This window comes from Pseudomonas sp. GW821-FHT02H09 (assembly GCF_059421425.1).
On sequence record NZ_JBWKVA010000005.1, the window covers coordinates 46,141 to 70,697 of the forward strand.

The 24,557-nt window shown below is 58.5% G+C and carries 23 protein-coding genes, 1 tRNA gene and 1 pseudogene; 19 read left to right on the plus strand and 6 right to left on the minus strand.

The annotated features are described in order from the left end of the window. Window positions 1-87: 87 nt before the first annotated feature. From AC07VR_RS08030 to mqo, 4 genes are all read left to right on the plus strand, one after another. A complete protein-coding gene (locus tag AC07VR_RS08030; protein WP_495010949.1) occupies window positions 88-1,599 on the plus strand; it encodes a YdgA family protein in 1,512 nt (503 codons plus the stop codon). 325 nt (window positions 1,600-1,924) lie between these two features. After that, a complete protein-coding gene (locus tag AC07VR_RS08035; protein WP_495010950.1) occupies window positions 1,925-2,482 on the plus strand; it encodes a YbhB/YbcL family Raf kinase inhibitor-like protein in 558 nt (185 codons plus the stop codon). Window positions 2,483-2,514: 32 nt separating this feature from the next. Continuing rightward, window positions 2,515-2,712, plus strand: a complete 198-nt coding sequence (locus AC07VR_RS08040; RefSeq protein ID WP_495010951.1) for a hypothetical protein — start codon at window positions 2,515-2,517, stop codon at window positions 2,710-2,712. A gap of 471 nt (window positions 2,713-3,183) precedes the next feature. Beyond that, window positions 3,184-4,833, plus strand: coding sequence for a malate dehydrogenase (quinone) (mqo, locus tag AC07VR_RS08045; protein ID WP_495010952.1), 1,650 nt, complete (start codon window positions 3,184-3,186; stop codon window positions 4,831-4,833). A gap of 140 nt (window positions 4,834-4,973) precedes the next feature. Here the strand turns inward: mqo and AC07VR_RS08050 are convergent, their stop codons facing one another. Both AC07VR_RS08050 and AC07VR_RS08055 read right to left on the minus strand, forming a co-directional pair. Continuing rightward, window positions 4,974-5,129: a hypothetical protein gene (locus tag AC07VR_RS08050; protein ID WP_495010953.1), complete on the minus strand. Its 156-nt coding sequence runs from the start codon at window positions 5,127-5,129 to the stop codon at window positions 4,974-4,976. A 114-nt stretch (window positions 5,130-5,243) separates the two neighbouring features. Next, window positions 5,244-5,320 (minus strand) — tRNA-Arg (locus AC07VR_RS08055). Between the two features lie 351 nt (window positions 5,321-5,671). Here AC07VR_RS08055 and gabD point away from each other — a divergent pair. The 3 genes from gabD (at window position 5,672) to AC07VR_RS08070 (ending at window position 9,921) form a co-directional block, all read left to right on the plus strand. After that, on the plus strand, window positions 5,672-7,114 hold the full coding sequence (gene gabD / locus AC07VR_RS08060; RefSeq protein WP_495010954.1) for an NADP-dependent succinate-semialdehyde dehydrogenase: 1,443 nt from the start codon (window positions 5,672-5,674) through the stop codon (window positions 7,112-7,114). Between the two features lie 177 nt (window positions 7,115-7,291). Next, the gene (gene gabT / locus AC07VR_RS08065) at window positions 7,292-8,569 is read left to right on the plus strand and encodes a 4-aminobutyrate--2-oxoglutarate transaminase (protein WP_494994468.1); all 1,278 of its coding nucleotides are present in this window, start codon (window positions 7,292-7,294) and stop codon (window positions 8,567-8,569) included. Window positions 8,570-8,706: 137 nt separating this feature from the next. Further along, entirely contained in the window at window positions 8,707-9,921 is a 1,215-nt protein-coding gene (locus AC07VR_RS08070; protein WP_495010955.1) for an HDOD domain-containing protein, read from the plus strand. Between the two features lie 10 nt (window positions 9,922-9,931). Here the strand turns inward: AC07VR_RS08070 and AC07VR_RS08075 are convergent. Together AC07VR_RS08075 and desA are read right to left on the minus strand one after the other, a co-directional pair. Further along, window positions 9,932-10,042 (minus strand): annotated as a pseudogene (locus AC07VR_RS08075) (diguanylate cyclase); the annotation flags it as partial. A gap of 84 nt (window positions 10,043-10,126) precedes the next feature. Further along, window positions 10,127-11,311, minus strand: a complete 1,185-nt coding sequence (gene desA, locus AC07VR_RS08080; RefSeq protein ID WP_494994466.1) for a delta-9 fatty acid desaturase DesA — start codon at window positions 11,309-11,311, stop codon at window positions 10,127-10,129. 146 nt (window positions 11,312-11,457) lie between these two features. On the opposite strand from desA, the gene dibA reads away from it, so the two are divergent. The 6 genes from dibA to AC07VR_RS08110 all read left to right on the plus strand — a co-directional run bounded on the left by dibA (window position 11,458) and on the right by AC07VR_RS08110 (window position 17,851). Further along, a complete protein-coding gene (gene dibA, locus AC07VR_RS08085) occupies window positions 11,458-13,377 on the plus strand; it encodes a phosphodiesterase DibA (RefSeq protein ID WP_495010956.1) in 1,920 nt (639 codons plus the stop codon). A gap of 312 nt (window positions 13,378-13,689) precedes the next feature. Further along, window positions 13,690-13,872: a sulfur starvation response protein OscA gene (gene oscA, locus AC07VR_RS08090; protein ID WP_099229308.1), complete on the plus strand. Its 183-nt coding sequence runs from the start codon at window positions 13,690-13,692 to the stop codon at window positions 13,870-13,872. Window positions 13,873-13,966: 94 nt separating this feature from the next. Then, the gene (locus AC07VR_RS08095) at window positions 13,967-14,977 is read left to right on the plus strand and encodes a sulfate ABC transporter substrate-binding protein (protein WP_495010957.1); all 1,011 of its coding nucleotides are present in this window, start codon (window positions 13,967-13,969) and stop codon (window positions 14,975-14,977) included. A gap of 176 nt (window positions 14,978-15,153) precedes the next feature. Continuing rightward, entirely contained in the window at window positions 15,154-15,972 is an 819-nt protein-coding gene (gene cysT / locus AC07VR_RS08100; RefSeq protein ID WP_483840858.1) for a sulfate ABC transporter permease subunit CysT, read from the plus strand. Window positions 15,973-15,985: 13 nt separating this feature from the next. Further along, window positions 15,986-16,858, plus strand: coding sequence for a sulfate ABC transporter permease subunit CysW (cysW, locus tag AC07VR_RS08105; protein WP_495010958.1), 873 nt, complete (start codon window positions 15,986-15,988; stop codon window positions 16,856-16,858). A gap of 3 nt (window positions 16,859-16,861) precedes the next feature. After that, the gene (locus tag AC07VR_RS08110) at window positions 16,862-17,851 is read left to right on the plus strand and encodes a sulfate/molybdate ABC transporter ATP-binding protein (protein ID WP_494994462.1); all 990 of its coding nucleotides are present in this window, start codon (window positions 16,862-16,864) and stop codon (window positions 17,849-17,851) included. 162 nt (window positions 17,852-18,013) lie between these two features. On the opposite strand, the gene AC07VR_RS08115 is transcribed toward AC07VR_RS08110, so the two are convergent. Continuing rightward, complete coding sequence (locus AC07VR_RS08115) at window positions 18,014-18,538, minus strand: Mpo1 family 2-hydroxy fatty acid dioxygenase (RefSeq protein ID WP_495010959.1); 525 nt, start codon at window positions 18,536-18,538, stop codon at window positions 18,014-18,016. An 86-nt stretch (window positions 18,539-18,624) separates the two neighbouring features. Here AC07VR_RS08115 and AC07VR_RS08120 point away from each other — a divergent pair, with 86 nt between their 5' ends. Together AC07VR_RS08120 and AC07VR_RS08125 are read left to right on the plus strand one after the other, a co-directional pair. Beyond that, entirely contained in the window at window positions 18,625-19,311 is a 687-nt protein-coding gene (locus AC07VR_RS08120; protein WP_495010960.1) for a Crp/Fnr family transcriptional regulator, read from the plus strand. A gap of 88 nt (window positions 19,312-19,399) precedes the next feature. Continuing rightward, the gene (locus AC07VR_RS08125) at window positions 19,400-19,774 is read left to right on the plus strand and encodes a response regulator transcription factor (RefSeq protein ID WP_494994459.1); all 375 of its coding nucleotides are present in this window, start codon (window positions 19,400-19,402) and stop codon (window positions 19,772-19,774) included. Between the two features lie 158 nt (window positions 19,775-19,932). On the opposite strand, the gene AC07VR_RS08130 is transcribed toward AC07VR_RS08125, so the two are convergent. Continuing rightward, window positions 19,933-20,937, minus strand: a complete 1,005-nt coding sequence (locus tag AC07VR_RS08130; RefSeq protein WP_494994458.1) for an AraC family transcriptional regulator — start codon at window positions 20,935-20,937, stop codon at window positions 19,933-19,935. Between the two features lie 100 nt (window positions 20,938-21,037). Between AC07VR_RS08130 and AC07VR_RS08135 the strand changes: the two genes are divergently transcribed. The 4 genes from AC07VR_RS08135 to AC07VR_RS08150 all read left to right on the plus strand — a co-directional run bounded on the left by AC07VR_RS08135 (window position 21,038) and on the right by AC07VR_RS08150 (window position 24,356). Beyond that, on the plus strand, window positions 21,038-21,661 hold the full coding sequence (locus AC07VR_RS08135) for a hypothetical protein (protein WP_495010961.1): 624 nt from the start codon (window positions 21,038-21,040) through the stop codon (window positions 21,659-21,661). Between the two features lie 160 nt (window positions 21,662-21,821). Further along, the gene (locus AC07VR_RS08140; RefSeq protein ID WP_494994456.1) at window positions 21,822-22,403 is read left to right on the plus strand and encodes an alpha/beta hydrolase; all 582 of its coding nucleotides are present in this window, start codon (window positions 21,822-21,824) and stop codon (window positions 22,401-22,403) included. A 54-nt stretch (window positions 22,404-22,457) separates the two neighbouring features. Then, window positions 22,458-23,393 carry a sigma 54-interacting transcriptional regulator gene (locus tag AC07VR_RS08145; protein WP_495010962.1) on the plus strand — a complete coding sequence of 312 codons (936 nt, stop codon included), beginning with the start codon at window positions 22,458-22,460 and terminating at the stop codon, window positions 23,391-23,393. A gap of 180 nt (window positions 23,394-23,573) precedes the next feature. Beyond that, window positions 23,574-24,356 (plus strand): MetQ/NlpA family ABC transporter substrate-binding protein, encoded by a 783-nt coding sequence (locus tag AC07VR_RS08150; RefSeq protein ID WP_494994454.1) that lies wholly within the window; start codon window positions 23,574-23,576, stop codon window positions 24,354-24,356. Window positions 24,357-24,557 lie beyond the last annotated feature (201 nt).

Sequence of the window (24,557 nt, forward strand, 5' to 3'; positions counted from 1 at the left end):
TCACTTTTAGCGGAGTCGAGCCGCAACCCGTCAAGGGTTCAGGGAAGACCACCACACTTTCAACAACGGACATTGATCGGGCCAAACATGAACAAATCAGCAGGCGTACTGTTAGGAATCGTTGTCGCGATAGGTGCAATCAGCGCCGGCGGCGGCTGGTACACCGGCACCAAACTGGAAGGGGCGCTGCAAGCCTCGATTTCCGATGCCAACAAAGAGCTGCAAACCGCAATGGTCGGCTCCAACGGTACCGCGACCCTGGAATTGGTATCGCTGGATCGCCAGTTGTTCAGCAGTACCGCGCACTATCGCCTCAAAGGTCAGGGCGAAATGTTCGGTGCGGCCCCTGAAGGCGTTGAATTTCTATTCGTCGACCATATCGAACACGGCCCGCTGCCGTTCTCGCGTCTGATGTCGCTGAAGCTGTACCCGGTCATGGCGACCAGTCGCTACGAGCTGGAGAAGACCCCGTTCACCGAAAAATGGTTCGCCGCCACCAAGGATGCTTCCCCGCTCAAGGGCGTGCTCAACATGGGTTACGACCGTTCTACCAACGGCACGTTCGAACTGTTGCCGCTGGAGCTGGCGCTGGACGACAAATCCAACCTGAAATTCTCCGGTATGAATGTCGATATTTCTGCCAGTGCCCAGGCGCAGAAGGTCAAAGCCAATGGCTACATGGACAGCCTCAACCTGTCGACGGTCGCTGAGGATCAGACTCCGGTTCAGGTCGAGCTCAACGGCCTGACGCTGGCCAGTAATCTTACCAAGAGCAGCTACGGCTTTTATCTGGGCCAGAACACCCTTGAGTTGACCAGCGCCAAGACGACCTTTGGCGAGAAGCAATCGGTGCTGACCCTTAAGAACTCCGAAGCAAAAAGCTCCTCTGACGAGTCCGGCACGAGCCTGGCGGGGCGCGCCGACTACAAAATTGGCGAAATCGCCTACAACGGCAAGGCTGTTGGCACGGCCAACATGGCCTGGAGCATGAAGAACGTCGATATTCCTTCTGCGATGTCGCTGATGCAGGTTTACCAGAACAAGCTGCGACCCTACGAGGCTGCCGCCGCCGCAGCGGCTGCCGCGGGTGAGCAGGCGCCAGAGCTGAAGCTGACCGTTGCCGAGCAGGCTCAGGTCCAGGCTGATCTGGATAAACTGCTGGCCGCCAAACCGCGGATTGCCCTGGAAAACCTCTCGCTCAATACCGCCAACGGTGAAGGCCGCGTGAGCCTGGTCGTCGACCTGACCAAACCGCAATCGATGGAGCTGCCGCCAATGGAAGTGGGCAAGCAGCTTGTTTCGCTATTGGATTTCAATCTGCTGCTGTCCAAGCCGATGATCGCCGACGTGGCCAGTGTGCAAGCGCAGATGGACGGTCAGACCGATGCCAAGACCATTGCCGACCAAGGGGCCACGACCAGTGAAATGGTCAGCAGCATGGCGGTCGGGACTGAACTGGCAAAACTGGACGGCAACAACATCGTCTCCAAGTTGCACTACGCCAACAATCAGGTGGATTTCAACGGCCAGAAAATGACCGTCGAGCAGTTTGTCGGTTTCGTGATGAGCAAGTTCAGCGGCTCTGTCGTCGCTCAATAAGTCGTCTGTCGAGTCAGCAGCAACTGTCTTAAGCACGCAGGTTCAAGTCGAACGCCCGGTCACCGCATCAGCGGATCGACTGGGCGTTTTGCTTTGCAGGGCGAATCTGAAGGAATGTGCGGATTTGTCTTTTCCCCGTAGTCACCATGGAAGACGGCGTCGTAGGAAAGCATGGCTGGGTCATATGGCGCCGGCCGCCAGCCCTCATTCACTGGCAGCGGCTGCTTTGTGCACTCAGAGAACATCATCTCCACTGCCACCTTACGAACAGTCCAGATATAGTCGTCAGGCCGACGACGGCCCCATCAGCGTAAGGTGCTTTGGTATGACCCGATTTGCTCTCAACCCTTGGTTTGCGGCCGTTGCAGCTGCCCTCTGCCTGCAACTGCCCGCGCAAGCCCAGGAACGCTTCACCCTCAGCATTCCCGGTGTATCGGACAACCGCCTGTTCACCCACTCAGCCGCCAGTGACGCCAGAGGCTGCGGTGGACAAAACGCTTCCCCGGCCCTGAGCTGGAATGCAGGCCCTGAAGGCACCCTCAGCTATGCCTTCGTCATGTACGACCCGGACGGCCAGAAAGGCCAGGGTGTCGATCACTGGGTACATTACGGGATCAAGGCCACCACTCACCGTATTGCGCCTGGTGTCGGCGCAAAATCTGCCCTCGAGGGGGTTGGCGGAACCAACAGCAAAAACACCACCACTTACGTCGGCCCCTGCCCACCCGTCGGCGACAGCGCTCACCACTACATCATCCAGCTCTACGCCCTGGACCTGGCCCCGGACGCCTTGCCCGCCGGCCTGACCCGCGCCCAGTTGATGGAGAAGATCAAAGACCATGTGCTGAGCAACAGCAGCGTGGTGCGGCGTTATCGGCGCTGAGGGATCATTTTTCGGCGCGTTGGAGGTGAGCCATGACGCAACGATTTGACGGCATCTCCAAACTGAAAAACTGCCCGACAATGGGCGAGGACATACGCAGAGCCATTGCTGCAAGCCGTAAGGTAGTGCATCCGGTGCAAGCGCAGGATGAGGAGACTGTTGAGTCTGAGCAGGTCGACAGGACCGAAAATGCGAGTGACCTGCCTGCGAAAAAGCCCCGCCTCTGCTGAAGATCAGTCAGAAGGTGTAAACCTTGTTCAGGACAGGGCTGCTTGGCGATCATGCGGCTAATGCTATATAGCTCATGGTACTATGCCGGTGCGGCCACAGGCCGCAATCAGGTAACACGAACTGGCACGAAAGACCCCATCGTACGTGTCCATGCGCGGTGGCCAAACCTCGAAGGCTTCCCGTAGAAGCCGACGGGCGCGGTTTTAGTGAGCGGGTCGGATCTATCTTTCCTGCGTCCAATGACGTACCAACAGAATCAATGTCACCTAAGTAGCTGAGCCAATAATCAACAAGAAGTCAGCGCAGGAGGGACATGAAAGTGAGGTCGATAGTGTCCTGTCGGCCTTGTATCCACCCTCTATTCCTTCTGAGTGCGGGAGTCTATGGCATATGGCATTGCATGCCGTGAGCCAGGACACCTCATGATTAAGGATTGCGGGCGGATGGCGTTCTATCTTAGGGATCACCGTATGTTGAAAAAAATGAACACGGCTCTGCTGGGCCTTGCGATGTCGATGACGCTCGTGCCCGCTCACGCGGCCGAGGCAAAAAAAGTGGATGTGCTACTCATTGGCGGCGGCATCATGAGTTCGACCCTGGGGGTTGGGCTCAATGAACTCGAACCCGGCTGGTCAATGGAAATGGTTGAACGCCTCGATGGCGTCGCCCAGGAAAGCTCGAACGGCTGGAACAATGCCGGTACCGGCCATTCTGCCCTGGCTGAGTTGAACTACACGCCAGAAGACAAGAATGGCAAGGTCGATATCTCCAAGGCCATTGAAATCAATGAGTTCTTCCAGATCACGCGTCAATTCTGGGCATGGCAAGTCAATAACAACGTCCTGAAGAATCCCCATTCCTTCATCAACTCCACGCCGCACATGAGCTTCTTGTGGGGCGATGACAATATCCAGTTCTTGAAGAAGCGCTACGACGCTCTCCAGACCAGTCCGCTGTTCGGGGGCATGCAGTATTCCGAAGACCCGGAACAAATCAAGAAATGGGTTCCGCTGATGATGGAGGGACGTGACCCGAAGCAAAAGGTCGCGGCTACCTGGACCCCAATCGGTACGGATGTCAATTTCGGCGAGATCACACGCCAGTTCGTCGGGTATCTGCAAACCAAGCCTAACTTCAACCTGAAGCTTTCGAGTGAAGTGCAAGACATCACGCGCAATAAAGACGGTTCCTGGCGTGTTTCCTACAAGAACCTGAAAGACGGCTCTGAAACCCAAACTGACGCCAAGTTCGTGTTTATTGGCGCGGGCGGCGGTGCACTGCATCTGCTGCAGAAGTCGGGCATTCCTGAAGCCAAGGAATATGCAGGCTTCCCGGTAGGCGGCTCCTTCCTGGTGACCGATAACCCGGCGATCGCTGAACAGCATATGGCCAAGGCTTATGGCAAGGCTTCCGTTGGCGCACCGCCCATGTCGGTCCCGCACCTGGATACCCGCGTGCTGGATGGCAAGCGCGTGATCCTGTTTGGCCCTTTCGCGACCTTCTCCACGAAGTTCCTGAAAGAAGGCTCCTACTTCGATCTGCTGACGAGCACGACCGCACACAACATCTGGCCTATGACCAAGGTCGGCATCGAGCAATATCCATTGGTTGAATACCTGGCCGGCCAGCTCATGCTGTCGGATGATGACCGCTTCAATGCCCTGAAGGAATACTTCCCCAACGCCAAGAAGGAAGACTGGCGTCTGTGGCAAGCAGGCCAGCGTGTCCAGATCATCAAGCGCGATGAGGAAAAGGGCGGCGTACTGAAACTGGGAACCCAGGTTGTCAGCTCCCAGGACGGCAGCATTGCAGGTTTGCTGGGTGCATCGCCAGGCGCGTCTACCGCGGTTCCGATCATGCTGAACGTGCTTGAGAGCGTGTTCAAGGACAAGGTCGCCACCCCTGCCTGGCAGGAGAAGCTGCATCAGATCATTCCGAGTTACGGTACCAAGCTCAACGATAGCGCCGATCGCGTTCATCAAGAGTGGGCGTATACCAGTCAAGTCCTCCAACTTAATCCCCCACCCGTGATCGATCAGGCGGGTGCTCCACAAAACCTTGCTCCAGCTCAGGCGAAACCTCAGCACGAGAGTAATCCCGCAGCTGATATGGCCCTGTAAAATAAAGCCCCACCAAACACAGTTTGGTGGGGCTTCTACACGGCTGGCACTATTCAAAGACTGGAGGGAAATATTCCTCAGGGCTTTGCGCTCCGGATCTGCGATCCAGGCTCACATTTTTCCAGTGCAGTTCAAAAATCTCACCACGACGCATAGCGGTCGATTTCGCTTTCGATCATGCGCGCGCAGGCTTGGGTGTCGGTTCTGGTTTCGAAGGTTTGGCGTCGGACTGGATAGCCCTTGCGGCGGATTTGCGCTTCCCACTGATACTCGCCGCGATTCCTGATTGTTGCCATTTCGACCATTCCCGCCACGTTCACGTGTGGAAAAATTCTGGCAAAAACGACTTTCAGGACCAGGACAGGTTTCTTTCAGGAGCGCTATCCCCTTGTCATGCAAGGGAAAGAAGATGGTGCACCAGGCGGGATTCGAACCCACGACCCCTGCCTTCGGAGGGCAGTACTCTATCCAGCTGAGCTACTGGTGCAGTGCGGGCGCCATGATACTCATATGCATCGCGGGCGTCCATGCCGCTGAATCGCCTGATTTTTCTGGGCCGCTATACGGCCGTTTGCTACGTTGATCAGAAAATTTCAGCAAAAGCGGCGTTTTCGTTCTTTTTTTCGAACAACCTATTGTCCTTTACCCCCTTTGATCCTAGGATTCGTTTGAGATTTCAAACGCTCTTGTCTGGGTGCTGAACCGCGCGAGTTTCATTATGTGCGCTATTTATGTGCTTCGGCCCGGTGAATGAATTTCCTGACGGCAGCCCTTGAGGCGCCTTTCTACAATCAATAATTCGCTCCGCTCCGCGCGGTGCTGTTAAGGAAAAGCCCACATGCAGCTCAAAGACACCCAGTTGTTCCGCCAGCAAGCCTATATCGATGGCGCTTGGGTCGATGCGGACAATGGTCAGACGATCAAGGTTAACAACCCGGCAACGGGCGAAATTCTGGGTACGGTGCCGAAAATGGGTGCTGCCGAAACCCGTCGTGCCATCGAAGCTGCTGACAAAGCGCTGCCGGCCTGGCGTGCACTGACCGCCAAAGAGCGTGCGAACAAGCTGCGTCGCTGGTTCGAACTGTTGATTGAAAACCAGGACGACCTCGGTCGCCTGATGACCCTCGAGCAAGGCAAGCCATTGGCCGAAGCCAAAGGCGAAATCGTTTACGCCGCGTCGTTCATCGAGTGGTTCGCCGAAGAAGCCAAGCGCATTTACGGTGACGTGATTCCTGGCCACCAGCCGGACAAGCGCCTGATCGTGATCAAGCAGCCGATTGGTGTCACCGCCGCGATCACCCCGTGGAACTTCCCGGCCGCGATGATCACCCGTAAAGCCGGCCCGGCTCTGGCCGCCGGTTGCACCATGGTGATCAAACCTGCTTCGCAAACCCCGTTCTCCGCTCTGGCGCTGGTTGAGCTGGCACACCGTGCCGGTATCCCGAAAGGCGTGCTGAGCGTGGTCACCGGCAGCGCTGGCGATATCGGCGGCGAGCTGACCAGCAACCCGATCGTACGCAAACTGTCCTTCACCGGCTCGACCGAAATCGGTCGTCAGCTGATGGCTGAATGCGCCAAGGACATCAAGAAAGTTTCCCTGGAACTGGGCGGCAACGCGCCGTTCATCGTGTTCGACGATGCCGATCTGGATAAGGCAGTCGAAGGCGCGATCATTTCCAAGTACCGCAACAATGGCCAGACCTGCGTCTGCGCTAACCGTCTGTACATTCAGGATTCGGTCTACGACGCGTTCGCCGAAAAGCTGAAAGTGGCTGTGGCCAAGCTGAAAATCGGTAACGGTCTGGAAGACGGCACCACCACCGGTCCCCTGATCGACGAAAAAGCCGTGGCCAAGGTTCAGGAGCACATTGCTGACGCCCTCAGCAAAGGCGCGACCCTGCTGGCCGGTGGCAAGGTCATGGAAGGTAACTTCTTTGAACCGACCATCCTGACTAACGTGCCGAAAAGTGCCGCTGTGGCGAAGGAAGAAACCTTCGGTCCATTGGCGCCACTGTTCCGCTTCAAAGACGAAGCCGAAGTGATCGCGATGTCCAACGACACCGAGTTCGGTCTGGCCTCGTATTTCTATGCTCGTGACCTGGGTCGTGTGTTCCGTGTGGCTGAAGCCCTGGAATACGGCATGGTCGGCGTCAACACCGGGTTGATCTCCAACGAAGTCGCGCCGTTCGGCGGCATCAAGGCCTCGGGCCTGGGCCGTGAAGGCTCCAAGTACGGCATCGAAGATTACCTGGAAATCAAATACCTCTGCCTGGGCATCTAACCCCGGCAAAGCGTTGAGCGGAGAGGGGCACGAGAGCGCTGTCCCTTTCTGGTTTCAAACGATTTTTCTCTGTGGCCGGGAACGCTGTGGCAGTCGATCATCGCATGCTGCCGTAGTTGCCTCCCCGTCACGTATTCCTTGGACCACGCCGACCGATGAGCGGCGAATGAGGACATTATGAGCAAGACGAACGCTTCCCTGATGAAACGCCGTGAAGCCGCTGTACCACGCGGTGTTGGCCAGATTCACCCGATCTTCGCCGAGTCGGCGAAGAACGCCACCGTGACCGACGTTGAAGGTCGTGAGTTCATCGACTTCGCGGGCGGCATCGCGGTACTCAATACCGGTCACCTGCACCCGAAAGTTATCGCAGCCGTGACCGCGCAGCTGAACAAGCTGACTCACACCTGCTTTCAGGTTCTGGCCTACGAGCCGTACGTGGAACTGTGCGAAAAGATTAACGCCAAGGTTCCGGGTGACTTCGCCAAGAAAACCCTGCTGGTCACCACCGGTTCCGAAGCTGTCGAAAACGCTGTGAAAATCGCTCGTGCCGCTACTGGCCGTGCTGGCGTGATTGCCTTCACCGGCGCTTACCACGGTCGCACCATGATGACCCTGGGCCTGACCGGTAAAGTCGTGCCTTACTCGGCCGGCATGGGTCTGATGCCAGGCGGCATCTTCCGCGCGCTGTACCCGAACGAACTGCATGGCGTGAGCATCGACGATTCGATCGCCAGCATCGAGCGCATCTTCAAGAACGACGCCGAGCCTCGTGACATCGCTGCGATCATCATCGAGCCAGTCCAGGGCGAAGGCGGTTTCTACGTCGCGCCGAAGGCGTTCATGGCCCGTCTGCGTGCCCTGTGCGACCAGCACGGCATTCTGTTGATCGCTGACGAAGTGCAAACCGGCGCAGGCCGTACCGGCACTTTCTTCGCCATGGAACAGATGGGCGTCGCTGCCGACCTGACCACCTTCGCCAAATCCATCGCTGGCGGCTTCCCGTTGGCCGGTGTTTGCGGCAAGGCTGAGTACATGGATGCCATCGCTCCAGGCGGCCTGGGCGGCACCTACGCGGGTAGCCCGATTGCTTGCGCTGCGGCTTTGGCCGTGATGGAAGTGTTCGAAGAAGAGCACCTGCTGGATCGTTGCAAAGCGGTCGGCGAGCGTCTGGTGACTGGCCTGAAGGCCATTCAGGCCAAATACCCGGTCATCGGCGAAGTGCGTGCACTGGGCGCGATGATCGCGGTCGAGCTGTTCGAAAACGGCGACAGCCACAAGCCGAACGCCGCTGCTGTGGCTCAGGTTGTGGCCAAGGCACGCGACAAGGGGCTGATCCTGCTGTCGTGCGGTACTTACGGCAACGTGTTGCGCGTACTGGTGCCTCTGACTTCGCCGGACGAGCAACTGGACAAAGGTCTGGCAATCATTGAAGAGTGCTTCTCTGAGCTCTGATTGCAGTCTGTGATCTGATCGACAAAAAACCCGCTTCGGCGGGTTTTTTTATGGGTTTGTCGGCGCACCCCGGTTTTTGCGCTGTATCGAAGTGCCCGCCTTGGCTAAGGTGCGAGCATTGCCTTTGGAGCGTGCAGATGACTGCGGTTGATTTACCTGCTGTACCACGAGTGTTGATTGCCGAGGCGGACCCTTGGTCTCGTGACCTGCTCAAACAGGTGTTGTTGAACGTGCGCTGCGACGCCAGGCTGGATGTGTGTGCTGACGGGCAAAAGGCGCTGGAGCTTTTGAGCGAAAACCCTTATGACCTGGTGATCGCCGATTGGGAGTTGTCGGGCGTCGATGGCCTTGGCTTGCTGCGTAGCGTGCGTCAGCGTCGGCGTAACCCAGTGCTGCCGTTTATCCTCATGAGCAGCCGCAATGACAGCGCCAGCGTGCGTGAGGTCTTGCCGTTGGCGCCTACGGCTTATTTGACCAAGCCCTTGAACATGGAAAGCCTGAGCCAGCGTCTGCAGGATCTGCTGCTGAGCGCAGGTCAGTCAGTCTCGTGTGAGCCTGCGGCGTTGGCGCCTGGCATGAGCTTGTCGGTTTTTCTTGAGCACCGACGTGAAGTGTCTGATGGCGCGCCATTGCTGGCCGACGTGCAGTTGGCGATCAAACGCAGTCTCAACCCGGACGGGCTGGACCTGAAACGACTGGAAGAGGAAGTCCGCACTGATCCGCAAATTACTGCGGTGCTGATCGCCGCTGCCAATAGTGCTGCGCAGCATCATGGCGACTCTGTGCAGACCCTGTCCCAGGCGTTGCACAGGCTGGGCACAGGACAAAGCATGAACCTGATTCTCGGCCTGGCGCTCAAGCGCAGTGCCCGCCTCAGTGACCCCGCGCTGGTCGATTACGCCGAGCGTTATTGGGAGCTGTCGCTGCACACGGCGCAATACGGTCGTACGCTCGCGCGCTTGCTGGACCTGGATCAGGAGCGCTGCTATTGCGCCGGCATGCTGCATCGCCTGGGTGATCTGGCGTTGCTGCGGTGCTTGCAAGAATGGAAGCAGGCTGGCGGCGAGCTGGATGATCAAGAACAGATCGGCGACGCGCTCGAAGCGTTCGGCGCCGCCTACGGATCGGCACTGCGCACGCGCTGGCGTTTACCGCTGGAGCTGCGCGAGCTGATCGCGGCGGTCTACCAGCTCGGTGGCGGGGTGTATTCGCGCGAAGCGCTGGTAATGAATATCTCGGCACAACTGGCCCGCCTGAGGCCTTCAGAGGGTCTTGAGAATATTGCCAAAAGCAAGACTGCACGCTTGCTCAAGATTGGGCTACCGGAACTTATGCGGCTACGCAAAGGCTAAAAGATCGCAGTCTGCGGCAGCGACGCAGAACCTGTAGGACGAGCCGGGCGAAACTCACCGCGAACTCCTCACCGCCAATGCGCCTGAACAGATCGCCGGGGCGCAAGACTGCACGGCCACTTTGGATGGCGAATTATTCCTTGATGTAGGGGGCAGCCAGGTTCCGCAGGGTGCGCCCGCAAACGGGGCGCACCGATCAACGGTGTCAGGCGGAGGCGGGGCGCAACGAGTAGGTTTTCAACTGGTGGGCGAAGTCGCGCAGCGATTGAATCCCGCTGGCTTCGGCTTCGTGAACCCACTCCTTGATCGCAGCCAGCATGTCATGACCATTGGAACTGGTCTTGACCCAGATCTGTTGCAAGGCGAGGCGTTTCTCGTAAATTACCTTCAGCGCCTGGCTGTGTTCGAGCATGGTCTGAATGCGCAGGTGGTGCTTGTCATCCAGCAGGCTGGTTTCTCGCGAGAGCAGACGTTTGGCCCGGTGGAACTGGTGACGGACCGAGTGATCGACCTTTTCCAGTTCTTGTTTGACCAGCGGTGCGATGACCAATTTGCGGTACTGGGCCATGATCTGGAAGCGATTGTTGAGGATCGCCATGGCAGTGTCCATGTCCAGATGGCCTTTACCTTCGACCCGGTGGGCGATCGGCGCGACCCGCTGAACCTTGGCCAGACGCAGGAAACTGAAGACCTGGATCCAGGCCCAGCCGAGGTCGAACTCCCATTTCTTCACTGACAGTTTGGCGGAGTTAGGGTAGGTGTGATGGTTGTTGTGCAGTTCTTCGCCACCGACCAGGATGCCCCAGGGCACCAGATTGGTCGCCGCGTCGCGACATTCGAAGTTACGGTAGCCGACGGCGTGGCCCAGACCGTTGATGACGCCGGCGGCCCAGACCGGAATCCACATCATCTGGATCGCCCAGACGGTGATGCCGATGGTGCCGAACAGCAGCAGGTCGATGACGCCCATGATCGCCACGCCCAGCAGCGGGTAGCGGGTGTAGAGGTTGCGTTCGATCCAGTCGTCCGGGCAGTTCTTGCCATAGATGCGCAGCGTCTCGGGGTTTTCGGCTTCAGCGCGATACAGCTCGGCGCCCTTGCGCAAAACGGTGGAGAGACCTTTGATCACCGGGCTGTGCGGGTCATCGACGGTTTCGCATTTGGCGTGGTGCTTGCGGTGGATCGCAGTCCACTCGCGGGTGTTCTGCGCCGTGGTCAGCCACAGCCAGAAGCGGAAGAAGTGTTTCAGGCCAGCATTGAGCTCCAGAGAGCGATGGGCTGAATAGCGGTGCAGATAGACCGTGACGCCGACAATGGTCACGTGGGTCATCAACAGGGTGACTGCCACCAGTTGCCAAGGCGACAAGTCGAGAAAACCGTTGTACCACATAGGCTGTATGGCCCTCGATAAAATAAAAAACAGCGAGCGCATTATCCCTCAGCGTACAGATAAAACCAGTCACCCTTTCAGATAAGAGTGGGGGAATGTTTCTTCCGCTATAATCCCTAGCCTTTTGTAGGGATATTGACTGCCTTATGTCAGCTTCTTATCGCGCCGCTCTGCGTGCGGCGCTGCTCTATCTACTGCTGTCTGTTCTCTGGCTGCAGTTCAGTGGTTATTTATTGAACAACTTCTTCGATGAGTCGACCGATCTGGCCCGTGGGCAACTGATCAACGGCTATGTATGGGCAGTGTTCAGTGCCGGACTGATCTTCATTGCCCGCGCACGATTGCTGCGTTTTCTCGGTATTGACGCAACGTTGCGCCACCGCAGTGAGGACCGCGAGCGTTTGCGTCAGGCAGCGGCGGTGTTCGATTGCACTCGCGAGGGGGTGCTGGTCAGTGACCGTCAGGGGCTGATCGTCCATGTGAACCGTGCGTTCATGGAAATTACCGGCTATCAAACTGCAGAAGTGCTTGGCCACCAGCCGAGCATGTTCAAGTCCGGCCATCATCCGCCGACGTTCTATGAGGCGATGTTCGAGTCACTGAAAAGCACCGGCGAATGGAGCGGCGAGATCTGGAACCGGCGAAAAAACGGTGATATTTACCCGCAATGGCAGACCATCCGGGCCATTCGCGATGATCACGGTGGGCTCAGCCATTACGTCGCGGTGTTCTCTGACATCAGCGCGACCAAGGACTCCGAGCATGAGCTGGCCCACCTGGCGCACCATGATCCGCTGACCGACCTGCCCAACCGTTTGCTGTTTACCGACCGGGCCGAACAGGCACTGGCCTCGGCGCAGATCCACAAGCGCGGTTGCGCCTTGTTGTTGATCGATCTGGATCACTTCAAGATCATCAACGATAGTCTCGGCCACAACGTCGGCGATCAATTGCTCAAGGCCGTGGCCGAGCGCCTGCAAGGCATGTTCGGCCCCGGGATTACCCTGGCGCGGCTGGGCGGCGACGAGTTTGCCGTGCTGGCCGAAAGTTGCCCGCAATTGATGCAGGCAGCAGCGTTGGCCCAGCGGATCATTGACGGTCTGAAAGAACCGTTCGGATTCAGCGGGCACCAACTCTTCATCAGCGCCAGCATCGGCATCAGCCTGTTCCCCAGCGATGCGTTGAGTGCCGGACAATTGCTGCGTAATGCGGATTCGGCGCTGTTCAAGGCCAAAAGTTGCGGGCGTGAAGGCTATGCCTTGTACACCGAAGAACTCACCGCCCATGCCCAGCACCGGGTGGAGATCGCCGGCCAGTTGCGCCGCGCACTCGAGCAGCAGGAACTGCGGGTTTACTACCAGCCGGTGCATGACTTGCAGTCCAGTCGATTGATTGGCGTCGAGGCCCTGGTGCGCTGGGAGCACCCGGAGCGTGGGCTGGTGGCGCCGGGTGAGTTCATTCCGATTGCCGAACGCACCGGATTGATTGCCGAGATCGACGCCTGGGTTATGCAGCAAGCCTGTCAGCAAATGTGCCAATGGTTGAAGGCAGGAGTGGCGTTGTCGTTCGTCGCGGTAAATGTCTCCAGTCGCCTGTTTGCCCGTCGCGAGCTGTATCAGCAGGTTGCCCAGGTGTTGCACGACACGGGCCTGGATCCGGCATTTCTGGAGCTGGAAGTCACCGAAAGCGCGGTGATGGACGATCCGGAAGTGGCGCTGGAGCAAATGCACCGGCTGCGCGAATTGGGGTTGCGCCTGGCGATCGATGATTTCGGCACCGGCTATTCATCGCTGTTGCGGCTTAAACGGTTGCCGGTGCACAAACTCAAGATCGATCAGGGCTTTGTCGCCGGATTGCCTTGGGATGACGACGATGCGGCCATCGTTCGGGTGATTATCGCCCTTGCGCAAAGCATGGGCATGCAAGTGCACGCCGAAGGCATCGAACAGATAGAGCAGGCGGGATTTCTGCTCGATCATGCCTGTGATCTTGGCCAGGGCTACTGGTTTGGGCGGCCGGTGCCAGCTCAGGAGCTCGACTGGGCGAAGGCGCCGGTGATTCGGTAATGACGCTGGCTGAAGGGGCAGTTGATCGTTCCCATGCTCCGCGTGGGAATGCCGCCCGGGACGCTCTGCGTCCGCCGTTGATGTGACGCAGAGCGTCACTGGATGCATTCCCACGCAGGAGCGTGGGAACGATCAACTTTTAATCTTGCCCCCCAATCCCCCCGCAAACCCGCGCCCCTTCGGCTAATTTATTTTGGTTATATAAACATTCTTAAATAGTATTTTTAAGAATATAACCGCCTGTCTACTATTGCTCTCACGCCGTAAGCAGTGCCGCCACTGCAGGGCACATCTCATTCAAGGAGCAGCACCATGAGCGCATCTCTACGTAGCGTTGACGGCCAGGACGAAGCAGCCATTTTGCGCGAGATTCAAAGCGCATTGCGCGATCTGCGCTTCGGTGCGGTGGAAATCACCGTGCACAACGCTCAAGTGGTACAGATCGAACGCAAAGAAAAATTCCGTTTGCAGAACCCTGGTAACAAACCGGGCTGAAGCGATTAACAACGTCAAAAGATCATCCGAACGCGGCCCGATTCCAGAATCCATAAGAAAAGCCAGCACCCCAAGAATTTCAGGAGCTTTCACTATGTCGTCGATTCGCCGTTACGCCCTGGCCGCTCTGGCCAGTGCCGTTTTTGCTGGTTCCGCGGTTGCCAAGGATTATGAGTTGCTCAACGTGTCGTATGACCCGACCCGTGAGCTGTATCAGGATTACAACGCTGAGTTCGTCAGCTTCTGGAAGAAAGATCACGCCGGTGACAACGTCAAAATCCAGCAATCCCACGGTGGCTCGGGCAAACAAGGCCGGGCGGTGATCGATGGTCTGCGTGCTGACGTGGTAACCCTGGCCCTGGCCGGTGATATCGACGAAATCGCCAAGCTCGGCAAGACCCTGCCGGCCGATTGGCAAAAACGCCTGCCGGATGCCAGCACGCCTTACACCTCGACCATCGTGTTCCTGGTGCGCAAGGGCAACCCTAAAGGGATCAAGGACTGGGGCGATCTGACCAAAAATGGCGTTGAAGTGATCACGCCCAACCCGAAAACCTCCGGCGGCGCACGCTGGAACTTCCTTGCCGCCTGGGCCTATGGCCTGAAAGCCGGCGGTAGCGAAGCCAAGGCTCAGGAATACGTCAAAGAACTCTTCAAACACGTTCCGGTGCTGGACACTGGCGCTCGTGGCTCAACCATCACCTTCGTCAACAACGGTCAGGGCGATGTGTTGCTGGCCTGGGAAAACGAAGCGTTCCTGGCGCTGAAAGAAGAGGGTGGCGCTGACAAGTTCGACATCGTCGTACCTTCGCTGTCGATCCTCGCTGAGCCGCCTGTTGCCGTCGTCGACAAGAACGCCGGGAAAAAGGGCAACGAGCAGATCGCCGAAGCCTACCTGAAACACCTGTACAGCCCGGCCGGTCAAGAAATTGCGGCGAAAAACTTCTATCGTCCGCGTGACAAGGACGTGGCCGCCAGGTACGCCAAACAGTTCCCGAAACTGGATCTGGTGACTATCGACAAGGACTTTGGCGGCTGGAAGACTGCCCAACCGAAATTCTTCAATGACGGCGGTGTGTTCGACCAGATCTACACGGCTCAGTAAGGAAAAATTGTAGGAGCGAGCTTGCTCGCGATGGACTCAAGAGCGCCGCGTTTACCCAGTAAAAACGCATCATCGTTAACGACCATCGCGAGCAATCGAGCGTCGACCGGCTGCTCCTACAGAGCCCGCATTCGTTTGCGGGCTTTGCGTGTCCGTTCAGTCAACCAAGGACTTTTATGTCGCGTCGTATCTCCCCCGTCATACCCGGCTTCGGGCTGACGCTGGGGTACACCTTGGTGTACCTCAGCCTGATTGTGCTCATCCCCCTGGCGGCGATGTTCGTGCATGCCGCTCAACTCACCTGGGATCAGTTCTGGGCAATCATCTCGGCACCACGGGTGCTGGCGGCGTTGAAGCTCAGTTTCGGTACCGCGCTGTATGCCGCGATTATCAACGGCATCATCGGCACGTTGCTGGCCTGGGTACTGGTGCGTTACACCTTTCCCGGCCGCAAGATCATCGACGCGATGATCGATCTGCCGTTCGCGCTGCCGACGGCCGTGGCCGGTATAGCGCTGACTGCGCTGTACACGCCGACCGGGCTGGTGGGCCAGTTCGCTGCCGACCTGGGTTTCAAGATCGCCTACACACCGCTCGGCATCACGCTGGCGCTGACCTTCGTCACCCTGCCGTTTGTGGTGCGTACGGTGCAGCCGGTTCTGGCCGACATTCCCCGTGAAGTCGAAGAAGCCGCCGCCTGCCTGGGTGCCAAGCCGTTGCAGGTGTTTCGCTACATCCTCGTGCCGGCCTTGTTGCCTGCATGGCTGACCGGTTTCGCCCTGGCCTTTGCCCGGGGCGTCGGCGAATACGGATCGGTGATCTTCATTGCTGGCAACATGCCGATGAAAACCGAGATCCTGCCGCTGCTGATCATGGTCAAGCTCGACCAATACGACTACACCGGCGCCACCTCCATCGGTGTGCTGATGCTGGTGGTTTCCTTCGTCCTGTTGCTGCTGATCAACTTGTTGCAGCGGCGCATCGAAACCCCATAAGGAGGCCCGGAATATGTCCAGTTCAACGCTTGCCAGCGCTTCCACGGCCAACGCTGCCCGTCGTGGCAGTGCTGTTTCCCGGCGGATTCTGATCAGCCTCGGCTGGCTGATTTTTGCCCTGTTCCTGCTGCTGCCGCTGTTTATCGTGGTGTCCCAAGGCTTGAAACTTGGCCTGGGTGCATTCTTCACCGCGATCTTCGAGCCGGATGCACTATCGGCCCTGAGACTGACGGTGATCGCCGTGCTGATTTCAGTGCCGCTCAACCTGGTGTTCGGCGTCAGCGCCGCCTGGTGCGTCAGTAAATACTCGTTTCGCGGCAAGAGCATGCTGGTGACCCTGATCGATTTGCCGTTCTCGGTCTCGCCGGTGATCGCAGGTCTGGTCTATGTGCTGATGTTCGGCGCCCAGGGAATCTTTGGCCCGTGGCTACAGGACCACGACATCCAGATTGTCTTCGCCTTGCCGGGCATCGTCCTGGCGACCATCTTCGTCACCGTACCGTTCGTGGCCCGGGAGCTGATCCCGCTGATGCAGGAGCAGGGTACTCAGGAAGAAGAAGCCGCGCGGTTGCTGGGCGCCAACGGCTGGCAGATGTTCTGGCACGTAACGGTGCCGAACATCAAGTGGGGGCTGATTTACGGCGTGGTGCTCTGCACTGCGCGGGCGATGGGTGAGTTCGGGGCGGTCTCGGTGGTTTCCGGGCACATACGCGGGGTAACCAACACCCTGCCGCTGCATGTCGAGATTCTCTATAACGAATACAACCACGTCGCCGCGTTTGCCGTTGCGAGCCTGTTGCTGATCCTGGCGCTCTTCATCCTGCTGCTCAAGCAGTGGAGCGAGAACCGTATTAACCGCCTGCGCGCCAGTGCGGCGGAGGAATAAATCATGTCGATCGAAGTCCGTAATGTCAGCAAGAACTTCCACGCCTTCAAGGCCCTGAACAGCATCAATCTGGACATCCAGAGCGGTGAACTGGTAGCGCTGCTGGGCCCGTCCGGCTGCGGCAAGACCACCTTGCTGCGGATCATCGCCGGCCTCGAAACCCCGGATGAAGGCAACATCGTCTTCCACGGCGAAGACGTCTCCGGCCACGATGTGCGTGATCGCAACGTCGGGTTCGTGTTCCAGCACTACGCCTTGTTCCGTCACATGACGGTGTTCGACAACGTGGCGTTCGGTTTGCGCATGAAGCCGAAGAACCAGCGCCCGACCGAAAGCCAGATCGCGGTCAAAGTCCACGAACTGCTGAACATGGTTCAACTGGACTGGCTCTCCGATCGCTACCCGGAACAGCTCTCCGGCGGTCAGCGTCAACGTATCGCCCTGGCTCGCGCCTTGGCGGTGGAGCCGAAAGTCCTGCTGCTGGACGAACCCTTCGGTGCGCTGGATGCCAAGGTCCGTAAAGAACTGCGCCGCTGGCTGGCGCGGTTGCACGAAGACATCAACCTGACCTCGGTGTTCGTGACCCACGACCAGGAAGAGGCGATGGAAGTCGCCGACCGCATCGTGGTGATGAACAAAGGCGTGATCGAGCAGATTGGCTCACCGGGCGACGTCTACGAAAACCCGGCCAGCGATTTTGTTTATCACTTCCTCGGCGACTCCAACCGCCTGCACATTGGCGAGGACAACCACGTATTGTTCCGCCCCCACGAAGTATCGCTGTCGCGCCATGAGCTGCAAGACCACCACGCCGCTGAAGTGCGCGACATCCGCCCGCTGGGGGCGACTACCCGGGTGACCTTGAAAGTTGAAGGTCAAAGCGAGCTGATCGAAGCTGAAGTGGTGAAAGACCACGACAGCCTGATTGGTCTGGCGCGCGGCGAGACATTGTTCTTCAAACCGAAGGTCTGGCAGAAGGTCGCCAACCTCTAAAAAGGTCATCAGATCGTTTCCACGCTCTGCGTGGTAATGCAGCCCGTGACGCCCTGCGTCACAAGAGCGGACGCAGAGCGTCCAGTGAGGCATTCCCACGCGGGAGCGTGGGAACGATCATTCCACGGACTTGTAGGAGCGAGGCTTGCCCGCGATGGCGTCTTACGCCGCAGCGCGTTTCGGATTGATTCGTACGACCCCGGCCCGCGCTTCGATCTGTTCATTGAGGTCATGCCGAAACCCCAGCATGAACGCCAATTCGGCCACGACAAATAGCGGCCCGACGATCAATCCCGATACGTCATCGACAAACGCCGGTTTGCGCCCTTCGTAGTGATGGCCGACAAACTGAATCGCCCAGCCGACCACAAACATGCCGATTGCGCTGCCGAGCCAGACCCATGTGCTGTCCTGCGCGAGAATATGACCTAGCCAAACTGACAGGCCAAGCAGGGCGGTCATTACTACCCCAAAGCGTACTTCCAGGCGTACATAAAACCACGCCGAGGCCAATGCCAGCAGCACCGCTGGAGACACCCAGAGCCCGGCCACCGGCCATTGCGGCCGTGACAGCAACACCGCAACGGCGACCACAATCAGCGGAATGCCGATAAAGTGGCTGGCGATATTGCGCGGGTCGCGGTGGTAGGCGGCGTATTGACTGAGATGGTCAACGAGGCTTTTCATTGTTGTTTCCTCCTGTAGGGAGTTCGATCATGCCCTGCGCTCAGTCTTCGCTCTGTCAGCCAGGCGACAATCATCTTGGAGTTCTCATGGATATACAGGCCTGGCGTCCGCGTTTGTTGAGCGGTCAGTGGTTCAACCATTTGCCTGCCTTGTTCCAGGATAGTCTGCTGGCGATCGCCAGGGTGCGGCGTCTGGCGCCGGGGCAACGGCTGTTCAAGCGTGGCGATCCACCCTGTGGATTGTACGCGGTGCTTGAAGGTGCGGTGCGCATTGGCGCAGTGAATGAGCAGGGCAAGGAGGCACTGCTGAGCCTGGTCGAACCGCCGCACTGGTTCGGTGAAATCTGCCTGTTCGATGGCCAGCCGCGAACCCACGACGCTTATGGTGTTGGCTTGTGCGTCCTGTTGCATGTGTCTCAGGCCGCGTTGCTCGAGCTGCTGGAAGAACACCCGCAATACTGGCGGCATTTGGCACTGTTGATGAGCCACAAGCTACGCCTGACGTTCATCAACCTCGAACAGCTGAGCCTGATGCCGGCGGCTGTACGCGTGGCTCATCGCTTGCTGCTGATCGCCGAAGGTTACGGTGAGACCGAGCACTCGCGACGGGTCCTGCAATTGCCCCAGGAGCAGTTGGCGTTAATGCTCTCGCTCTCCCGGCAGACCACCAATCAGATCCTCAAGGAGCTGCAAGGTCAGGGTATTCTCAATCTGAGTTATGGCGAGATCGAAGTTGTCGACCTGGAGAGATTACGTGCTGCGGCGCAGGGATGATTGAGTCGGCTCATCCGAAATAACCGTTAGTGATGGGCAATGACCGCCAAGGCGCCTAGCCTGTACAGATGATTAATCGAGGTGTGCCATGCGTTTGCTGTTAGTGGACGACGAGCCTGAGGTCGCGAAGCTCCTGGCTCAAGGCCTGAGCGAGGCAAGTTTTGCGGTGGATGTGGCGGTTGACGGGATGCAGGGGCGACGCTTTATCGACGAGCAGCCTGAGTATGACCTGATCGTCCTGGACGTCATGTTGCCCGGGCTCAATGCCTGGCAATTGCTGCAACAGATTCGTCGGCGCGGTGCAACGCCGGTGCTGTTTCTGACCACCAGAGACGGGATTGAGGATCGGCTGCGGGATCTTGAATTGCACGATGATGATTACTTGCTCAAGCCGTTTTCGGTGGCCGAGCTGGTGGCGCGGGTGCGTAAGTTGCTCAGACGTGGGCGTAGTGCAAACCCGTAGCAGCTGCCGAAGGCTGCGTTCGAGGCCGCAGGCCTCGTAATTCAGACGCTCAGATCTGTTTGAAGCACCGCGTTGTCTGGTTTTACGACTGCTGCGCCCGAGCGCGGACCGAGTCGAACGCAGGCTGCGCCAGCTACTACGGGATTGTCGTTGGTGCTTTATCGCAACCCATCCCGAAACTGCCCCGGTGTCATCCCGGTCCAGCGTTTGAAGGCGCGGCTGAAGCTACTGGTGTCGGCGAAGCCCAGCAGGTAACTGATCTCGCTCAATGAGCACTGCGGGTCGCGCAGGTGCAGCAGCGCCAGGTTCTCCCTACACTCGTTGAGCAAGGTATCAAAACGACAGCCCTCATCGGCCAGATGCCGTTGCAGGCTGCGCAGGCTCAGGTGCAAGGTCTGGGCGATGTGTTCGGCAGAAGGTTCGCCTTCCGGCAATTGCGCTTCAATGGCCGAGCGGACCTTGCGTTCCCAAGTCAGCGGTTGCAGTTGCACCAGGGTGTGTTTGAGCATCGTTTCGTTGTGCTCGGCCAGCTCCGGGTTGGCGTCATCCAGATGACTGTCGAAATCGCTGACGGCAAACTCCAACCGGTCCTCGTCGGCGGCGAAAAAAATCGGCGCACGGAACACCGCATGCCAATGCTTCGGGTCCGCCGGTTCCGGTCGACGCAGATACACTGCTAACGGTGCGTAATCCCGGCCCAGGCGGCTGCGGCAGGTACGGACATAGATCGCTGCGAAGGCGTCGATGGCCTCGAACGCCGGTCTCGGGCTGCCCTCAGGGACCCTCAAATGAAAACAATAGCGCTCGCCAACCTGGTTCAACTCCAGCTCCAGCGCATCGCTGACCACCTGGTGGTAACGCACGATCCGCTCGAAGACTTCCCGCAGGCTGCCGCTGGCCACCAGCGCATAACCCAGGGCGTGAAACGTGGTCGGGCTGACGAAGCGTGAGACCCGAAGGCCAATTGCCGGATCGCCGCTGGCCTTGACCGCCACTTCCCACAGACGCGTGGTGGCAGATAGCGGATAACGGGCGTTCGGGTCGTCCATCAATTGTGGGTCGAGGCCGGCTTCGCGGCACAGTGCGTCGCTGTCGAGGCCAAGGGCGTCGAGTTGCTTGCGCAGGGCGCGGGTCCAGCTGGCGAGGGACGTGGGTTCAATCATGATGATTGGCGCTTCCGGTCAACAGGTTGGCGTTCACGGCTACAGCCCTGCGCAGGTGAGCAGGGCAGGATGCGAACATCAATAACCAGAGGATGGAAGCATGTATGGTACTTCTGCAAGTCCCACGCACCTGAATGCACAGCAACGATCAGCGCATATTCGTGAAGTGGTGCTGGCCCGCGGCACAGAATTGCGTAAACGCTACCCGATTCTTAATCATCAGGACGCCCTTGGCGCGGGTATTCTGGCCTTTGCGCTGGCCGGAATGATCGGCTCGGCGACGCTCTACCTCACCAGTCTGCTCGGCGCACTTGTCGAATGGTCGGTGAACACGTTGTCGGTGATGCGGGTGATCGATATCGCGGCGGTGGTGATCATCGGTCCGAACGTGTTGCGTACCTTCTGCCTGCACTTTGTCAGCTCGAACATGCACTACTACGGCGACGTGGAACCGGGCAATGTGATCCAGCAGACGCAGATCCTCAACCCGTGGTGGATGTGGCCGTTGCAGGCGTTTTGTTTCAACTTCGGCAGTACCCACGGCATCCATCATTTTGTAGTGAAAGAACCGTTCTACCTGCGCCAGATGACCGCGCCGGTGGCGCATAAAGTGATGGTCGAAATGGGCGTGCGCTCTAATGATTTCGGCACGTTTGGGCGGGCGAACCGGTTTGCTCGTAAAGAAGAAGTGGTGGGGGAAAAGGTACGAACCGCCCAGGCTTGATGAGTTGTCCTCGAGGGCCTCTTGGCGGGCAAGTCACGCTTGCACATTAGACTTGTTTATATTCCTTTAAGGTCTTAACAAATAGCTTCTTATTCCTTAGAAGATATAGCTCCGGTCCCTATAATCGGCCACGAACAGACACGTAGCCGGAGGGCTCCCGATGCGCAACGAATCAATTCGCTATCTGATCGTGCCGGGCTGGCAAGGATCGCCAGAAGACCATTGGCAAAGCCATTGGCAGAACAGTTTGCCAAACAGCGCGCGCGTGGAGCAGGCCGACTGGCTGACACCGCGTCGCGAAGATTGGGTCGCGGCGTTGGCCGAGGCGATTGCTGCTGATAGTACGCCGGTGATCCTGATCGCCCACAGCCTGGGTTGCATCACCGTTGCTCATTGGGCTGCACAGGCGCCAGTGAGCTTTTTACGTCAGGTCCGCGGGGCCTTGCTGGTCGCGCCAGCCGATGTCGAACGCCCTGCCTGCGTGCCGGCCTTGCGCAACTTTGCACCAATCCCGACGCACCTGTTGCCGTTCCCCAGCCAAATCGTCAGCTCGGACAACGACAGCGCCGTGAGTGCCGCCCGTGCCCTTGAGCTGGCCCGTAACTGGGGCGCCGAAGCCGGAATTCTGGCGGGTGCCGGCCACATCAATGTGAAGTCCGGCCACCAACGCTGGGAGCAGGGCTTCGCCTACCTCTACCGTCTGCAAAATCGCATGGAACAGCATTCCCTGCGTCGCGCTTGAATCGTTTATTTTTTTACGCCCCCGCCTGCCGGCGGATTTGGGCGGGAGTCTGCCATGAGCCTGCATGAAACCTTCGGTCAGCCGTTGCTGACCTTTCCCGACGCGGAAAAAAGTCCGCTGAGCATTCGCGCCAAGGCGTTGGTATTTGTCGACCCGCGTTCGCGGCAGCTGCGCCAGGAACTGGAGCAATTGGCACCACGTTCGATCTCTGTGCTGATCCGTGGTGAAACCGGCACCGGTAAAGAACTGCTGGCGCGACATATCCACCGTGCCAGCGACCGAGGTGGTCTGTTCGTCTCGGTCAACTGCGGGGCGATCAGCCCGACGTACGCCGATGCCGAGTTGTTCGGCTATGCCGCCGGCAGTTACACAGGGTCGGCCAGCAGTCGGGCCGGCTGGTTCGGTTCCGCCAATGGCGGCACCTTGTACCTGGACGAAATCGGCGACCTGCCGTTGCCGATCCAGAACAAGTTGCTCGCGGCGCTGGAGAATCATGAAGTCACCCGCGTTGGTTCCCAGCAGCCGAGCCCGGTGGATGTGCGGCTGGTGGCGGCCACGAGCATCGACCTGGCTCAGGCGGTGAGTGCCGGGAAATTCCACGAGCGGCTTTATCACTACCTCAGCGAAGGCCAGCTGGAGCTGCCGGCGTTGCGCGAACGGGTCGGCGATATCCTGTCGCTGGCCGAGTATTTCCTTGGCATCTACAGCCAGCGCCTGGACCTGCCGGTACCGTTGATCAGCGAAGCGGCGCAGCAGCTGCTGGAACAACACAGCTGGCCGGGCAATACCCGTGAGCTGGAGAACGTCATTCACTTTGCGCTGCTGGTCAGCAGTGGCGACGAAATTTTGCCGGAGCATCTCAATCTGCCGGAAAGCCTCGCGCCGTTGCCGTTGATCGAGCAACAGGTAGGGCGAATTATCAGCGGCGGATCTGCTACGCAATTGGTCACCCTGAAAAGCGCGCTCGAACGGCTGGTGCGGTCCCTGTAGGTTGCGGTGTAGAGCGGTCGACGTCTGTATGAATAAAATGGAATATGAAAGTGAATAAAAGATATTGTTCGGGAATAAAAAAACTCGGTATTGTCCGCTCCACGTCAGCAATAGCATTCCACTGGCACTTCACTTGAAGCCGTCGTCGATGACGACCGTGATTTCCGATAAGGACACTGCATGAAAAAGGTTCTGTTGTTTACCGCATTGGCGGCTGCCCTGACCGCAGGTTTGGCTCAGGCCAACGAGAAACTGGTGGTTGCCGCAACCCCGGTTCCACACGCCGAGATCCTCGAGCTGGTCAAGCCGGCCCTTGCCAAAGAAGGCGTGGATCTGGAAGTCAAAGTCTTCACCGACTACGTACAACCGAACGTGCAGGTCGATCAGAAGCGTCTGGACGCCAACTACTTCCAGACCCTGCCGTACCTGAAAAGCTTCAACGACGGCAAAGGCACTAACCTGGTGACCGTGATTGGCGTTCACGTCGAACCTTTCGGCGGTTACTCGAAGAAAGTCAAAACCCTGGCTGAACTGAAGGACGGCGCGACCATCGCCATCCCGAACGAAGGCAGTAACAGCGGCCGTGCGTTGATCTTGCTGCAGAAGGCCGGTCTGATCGAATTGAAAGACCCGAAAAACGCTCTTGCCACCCCGAAAGACATCGCCAGGAACCCGCACAACTTCAAGTTCAAAGAGCTTGAATCGGCCATGCTGGCGCGTGTGCTGGATCAGGTTGACCTGGACATGATCAACACCAACTACGCGCTGGAAGCTGGTCTGAACCCGGCCAAGGACGCACTGGTCATCGAAGGTGCCGACTCGCCGTATGTGAACTTCCTGGTGGCCCGTCCAGACAACAAGGACAGCGTTGCCATCCAGAAACTCGCCAAGGCGCTGACCAGCCCGGAAGTGAAAGCCTTCATCGCGAAGAAATACAGCGGCGCGGTGCTGCCGGCGTTCTGATTCAGCGCGCGTTCTAGCGCAAAAAACCTTCAAGGTTTCAACGTCGACGGCTGGTACAGCGTCGGCGTTTTTTATTGGGTGCGATTCTTTTAGCGCCAATCGATCGTTCCCACGCTCCTGCGTGGGAATGCCTCACCGGACGCTCTGCGTCTGCTCTTGTGACGCGGAGCGTCACGGGCTGCATTCCCACGCAGAGCGTGG